Annotated in this window: 5 protein-coding genes; 4 read left to right on the top strand and 1 reads right to left on the bottom strand. The window is 55.0% G+C overall.

Annotation, left to right across the window (positions count from 1 at the left end; all coding sequences use genetic code 11):
• The 3 genes from JHD74_RS25440 to JHD74_RS25430 form a co-directional block, all read left to right on the top strand.
• Window positions 1-235, top strand: a 235-nt coding sequence (locus JHD74_RS25440) for a hypothetical protein (RefSeq protein WP_199063830.1), incomplete at its 5' end; no start/stop codon positions are given.
• A gap of 80 nt (window positions 236-315) precedes the next feature.
• Window positions 316-582 (top strand): PAAR domain-containing protein, encoded by a 267-nt coding sequence (locus tag JHD74_RS25435; RefSeq protein ID WP_037435211.1) that lies wholly within the window; start codon window positions 316-318, stop codon window positions 580-582.
• 210 nt (window positions 583-792) lie between these two features.
• Window positions 793-1,116, top strand: a complete 324-nt coding sequence (locus tag JHD74_RS25430) for a heavy metal-binding domain-containing protein (protein WP_074028937.1) — start codon at window positions 793-795, stop codon at window positions 1,114-1,116.
• Between the two features lie 185 nt (window positions 1,117-1,301).
• Here JHD74_RS25430 and JHD74_RS25425 read toward each other — a convergent pair whose 3' ends face one another.
• Window positions 1,302-2,723, bottom strand: a complete 1,422-nt coding sequence (locus tag JHD74_RS25425; RefSeq protein WP_199063829.1) for a DUF3300 domain-containing protein — start codon at window positions 2,721-2,723, stop codon at window positions 1,302-1,304.
• A gap of 202 nt (window positions 2,724-2,925) precedes the next feature.
• Here JHD74_RS25425 and JHD74_RS25420 point away from each other — a divergent pair, with 202 nt between their 5' ends.
• A complete protein-coding gene (locus JHD74_RS25420) occupies window positions 2,926-3,762 on the top strand; it encodes an N-acetylmuramoyl-L-alanine amidase (RefSeq protein WP_370592712.1) in 837 nt (278 codons plus the stop codon).
• The last annotated feature ends 529 nt before the right edge of the window (window positions 3,763-4,291 follow it).

Raw genomic sequence — 4,291 nt, 5'->3', positions numbered from 1 at the left:
CCCCCCCCCCCCCCCCCCCCCCCCCCCCCCCCCCCCCCCCCCCCCCCCCCCCCCCCCCCCCCCCCCCCCCCCCCCCCCCCCCCCCCCCCCCCCCCCCCCCCCCCCCCCCCCCCCCACCCCCCCCCCCACCCCCCCCCCCCCCCCCCCCCCCCCCCCCCCCCCCCCCCCACCCCCCCCCCCCCCCCCAACAAACATTTTTTTAGTTGGCATCGTCGGCAGCGTCAGATGTGTATAAGAGACAGGAATAAGGGATTGTGGCAATTCATTGGATTGCTACAATGTAGCCATAAAACTAGTTTAGAGGGAACTCAAACTATGGGTAATACCGTTAAAATTGGTGATAAAGATACCGGCCACGGTAGTCATCCGCCTACACCTGTCATCACTGGATCCACAACTGTGAGGGTTGATGGTCTGCCATTAGCTCGGAAGGGCGACGTTTTGGCTGCTCATGGGCATGACCGAAATATCAGCGGGGGGTCATCCAGCGTCTTTATCGATGGGCAACCCGCAGCGAGAACGGGTGATGCAGTCAGCTGTGGCGGTGTACTGATTGGCGGTGGTTCGGTAAATATTGGTTAGTTTTCATATGATCAAGGGGTTGCCTTCCTTGCTCGGGCCGAAAGTTCAGCATCGTTCGGCCTGCTTGATTACACCAGTTTCAATTGTTTACGGCAAGGGTACCCTACCATCGTAATCTATCCGTCTTTACTTAGAGATAAGTGCCACAGAACATCCGCTTAAATTAGCTGTCATAATGCAGCAATAATTTGATTTTATAAGGAGTTCTTGATGCAATTGTCCACTACCCACACCCTGGAAGGGTTTACCATCACAGAATATTGCGGCGTAGTCACCGGCGAGGCGATTCTGGGTGCCAATATTTTCCGCGATTTCTTTGCTGGCGTGCGTGATATCGTTGGTGGCCGTTCCGGTGCCTATGAGAAAGAGCTGCGCAAGGCGCGTCAGTTGGCCTTTCAGGAGCTGCAGGAGCAGGCCAAAGAACTGGGAGCTAACGCGGTAGTCGGCATCGATATCGATTATCAAACCGTAGGTAAAGATAGCACCATGCTGATGGTCAGCGTCAGTGGTACCGCGGTAAAAGTCAGCCGCTGACATTCACCGACAGGCGCACAACGCTGCTAAGCGGGTGCTGCATGCGGTGTCACCACGGTCAAATCATACCCTGATAACCCGACAACGGTTTGATACAACTGCCGCCACACCCAATCTTGCAAGGGGCGGCGGTAGTCGGTCATTGATTAATTGATGTTACCTGCCATGCAGCAGCGCCCCTTATCTTAACCCACTTTGTGCTCTCCTTTTCTCACCGGCGGATGTTCCGGTGGCCGTTTAATCGGGTCGGTGTGATGTGCAAGCACTGGGGCCTGAGGTTGCTGGAGTTGCGGCGCTGGCACTCTCGGATGCACTGGTGGAGCTATTGCTGAATGCTCAACAGGTGGTGCATGAAAAACGGTTTGTTTTTCAGGAGCCACAGGCTGCTTGATAGGATTATTGACCAAGGCGTGCGGATGGTAACTCGGTGGCAGTGGCTGGGTGTTGGGCCTGCTAACCGATACCGGCTGATGTACCACTGGAGTCACATGGAAATTAGGCGCGGTCATAGGGACTTTGGCATGGGGTATGGTGGCGGCAGGCCCAAAGTGAGGCGCTGACAGGGGAGTGCCGTTTGATGACAGATGCGCCATCGCCGGTGTGGCAAAGTGTGGCAACTGGCCGTTATTGACCTGCACCGGTGAGTTGTAGCGGTTATGGCTGTCGTAATGATTCACCGTATTGTAACGGTTAACGCTATTGTACTCATTAACGTTAACCACCGTGGTGTTATGAGGAACGTAGGGCTGGTTGTTATACATCACCGGCTGATATCTGCCATTGTCATGCCTGCCCCAGTGCACATCCCAGTCGTTCCAGCCGTGGTGGTGATCGTTGATTAACGCACCGAGCGCAATTCCGGCCCCAAAGCCGATGATGCCGGTAGCCAGCATCTCGCCGCCGCTGTAGCCAGCGGGGGCGGCGTAATGGTAACCAGGATAAACCGGTACTGGTTCGCCATAGGCTTCCCAAGGGTTGTAATAGGGCACATACAGGACATCCGGTTGGCTAGGCTCAATCACTATGGTTTGCGGCGGGGCCATGACCAGACTCTGCGGTGCGACATAGTCAGGGGGAACTGCAGAGACGACAACCCTCTGCTGCTGCGTATTTTTCAACGTCCCCTTGTGTGCAGCACGTTGGCGCATAACTTGAATAGCGTTCATAACATCGGTGGGATCGTTGAGATAAGCGTTGCCCAGTTGTGTCGTCCAGGGAATATTTTTCGCCATCTGATCAATAATATCTGGGAATAGCACCAGGCTGCGAACGCTGTTGTCCCAAGGTTGAGCATCGGCCGCATTGCTCAACGCGGCAGGTTGCAGCCCCGGATGTTGCGCTAGCCAGTTATTGGCTGCGCTGATCTGATCGGGATACTCCGCACTAGTCAGCACCTGAGCCAGTAATTTATCCGGGAACAGCGCGATGGGGCTGACCAACTGGTAAAGTTGATCTGCACTCAATGGTGTGTAAGCCTGAGGTGCGGTTGCCGCAGGCATTGAAGGGGAAGTCGCTGGTGTTGTCGCAGCGGTGTTTTTTTGATCGCAACCACTCAGTGGTAACAGCGTGATGGCTACCAGACAGGCTAAAACGCTTGGCTTGAACATGATTGACTCCGCTTCTTGCATGCCGGTGATACTTTGAGGCTAACACGTCGGTAGTAACTTGGTGGCCGGGGGTAACACTCCCTTGCAAATCAGGGGAGACTGTCATGGTTTGTTGATTAACTGGGTGATTTGATACAGGTTAATCAAAGTCGGTTACATATGGCCGGGCTGGCCGGTAGAAGATAAATACAGGGAGCAAGAGGTGAAAATCAGAGCAGGGATAGTGGCGCTTATGCTGCTGTCGGGGTGCCAAAGTTCTCAGCACAACACTGTTATCGATCGCGGTAGCTATCGGTTGGAAACCCTGCATCAGGCACCAGGGGCCGATCAGCGTATCCGCTTCCTGGTGATGCATTACACCGCAGAAGATTTTCACTCTTCGCTGAAAACGCTGACGGACGAACATGTCAGTGCCCATTACTTGCTGCCCGCCTATCCGCCGCTGCAGGGCGGCAAACCGGTTGCGTATCAACTGGTGCCCGAAGCGTTGCGAGCCTGGCATGCGGGTGCGAGCAACTGGCGTGGACGTACCAATTTGAACGATACCTCGATCGGCATTGAGATCGTCAACCGGGGCTTTACCCGTAACATGCTGGAGAAAGACTGGCAGCCCTATACGCCCGAGCAAGTTGCGTTACTGATCCAACTTAGCCGCGATATTGTGCAGCGTTACGCGCTGCAACCGACAGACGTGGTAGGGCACAGTGACATCGCCCCGCAGCGCAAGCAGGATCCTGGCCCACTCTTCCCATGGCAACAGCTGGCGCAGGCAGGCATTGGTGCCTGGCCGGATGAGCGGGAGGTGGAACGTTATCTGGCTGGTCGTGATATGCATGAGCCGGTGGTGATGGCATCGCTATTGGAAAAGCTAGCGCGCTACGGCTATGGCGTCGATCCCACATGGGATGCCAAGCAGCAGCGCAATCTGCTTGCGGCGTTTCAGATGCATTTCCGGCCCAGCGATTATCGCGGTGAGCCAGATGCGGAAAGCGAGGCGATTATAGAGGCGTTGCTAAGCAAATACGGAGCTATGCGCTAACGCCAAAAAATGCCTCATCCTCCCACAGGGGACCGATCGACGTGGGTTTGAAAATTCGGTGCTGCACTTTGGAGGTGGTGCACTTTGGATGAGTAGGCGATCAAGTTTGCCGAGATTATCTTTTTACTGCCAAATGTGCAGGGACTATCAGCTCCCTCACCCTGTGGAAGTGGGGACCGAACGAAGTGGGTTTAAAAATTCGGTGGTGCTCTTTGGATGAGTAGGCGATCAAGTTTGCCGAGATTATCTCTTTACTGCCAAATGTGCAGGGACTATCAGCTCCCTTTCCCTGTGGTAGAGGGGACCGATCGAAGTGGGTTTAAAATTCGGTGGTGCTCTTTGGATGAGTAGGCGATCAAGTTTGCCGAGATTATCTCTTTACCGCCAAATGTGCAGGGACTATCAGCTCCCTCTCCCTGTGGGAGAGATACCGTCTTGTCGGTTATCCGGCAAGCGGTATTTCCGCATTAAATGTCTTTCCTGATTTCACCACGCCATAAGCCAGTTGCAGTAGTTTGCGCATCGCTGC

This window comes from Serratia sp. ASV30 (genome assembly GCF_016428815.1).
In the GTDB taxonomy this organism is placed as follows: Bacteria; Pseudomonadota; Gammaproteobacteria; order Enterobacterales; family Enterobacteriaceae; genus Chania; species Chania fonticola_C.
This window is presented reverse-complemented; position numbering and strand designations above follow the sequence as displayed.

Excerpts from the sequence above, each read along its gene's own strand:
- JHD74_RS25435 (WP_037435211.1), top strand. The coding sequence starts at position 316 with ATGGGTAATACCGTTAAAATTGGTGATAAAGATACCGGCCACGGTAGT.
- JHD74_RS25430 (WP_074028937.1), top strand. The coding sequence starts at position 793 with ATGCAATTGTCCACTACCCACACCCTGGAAGGGTTTACCATCACAGAA.
- JHD74_RS25425 (WP_199063829.1), bottom strand. The coding sequence starts at position 2,723 with ATGTTCAAGCCAAGCGTTTTAGCCTGTCTGGTAGCCATCACGCTGTTA.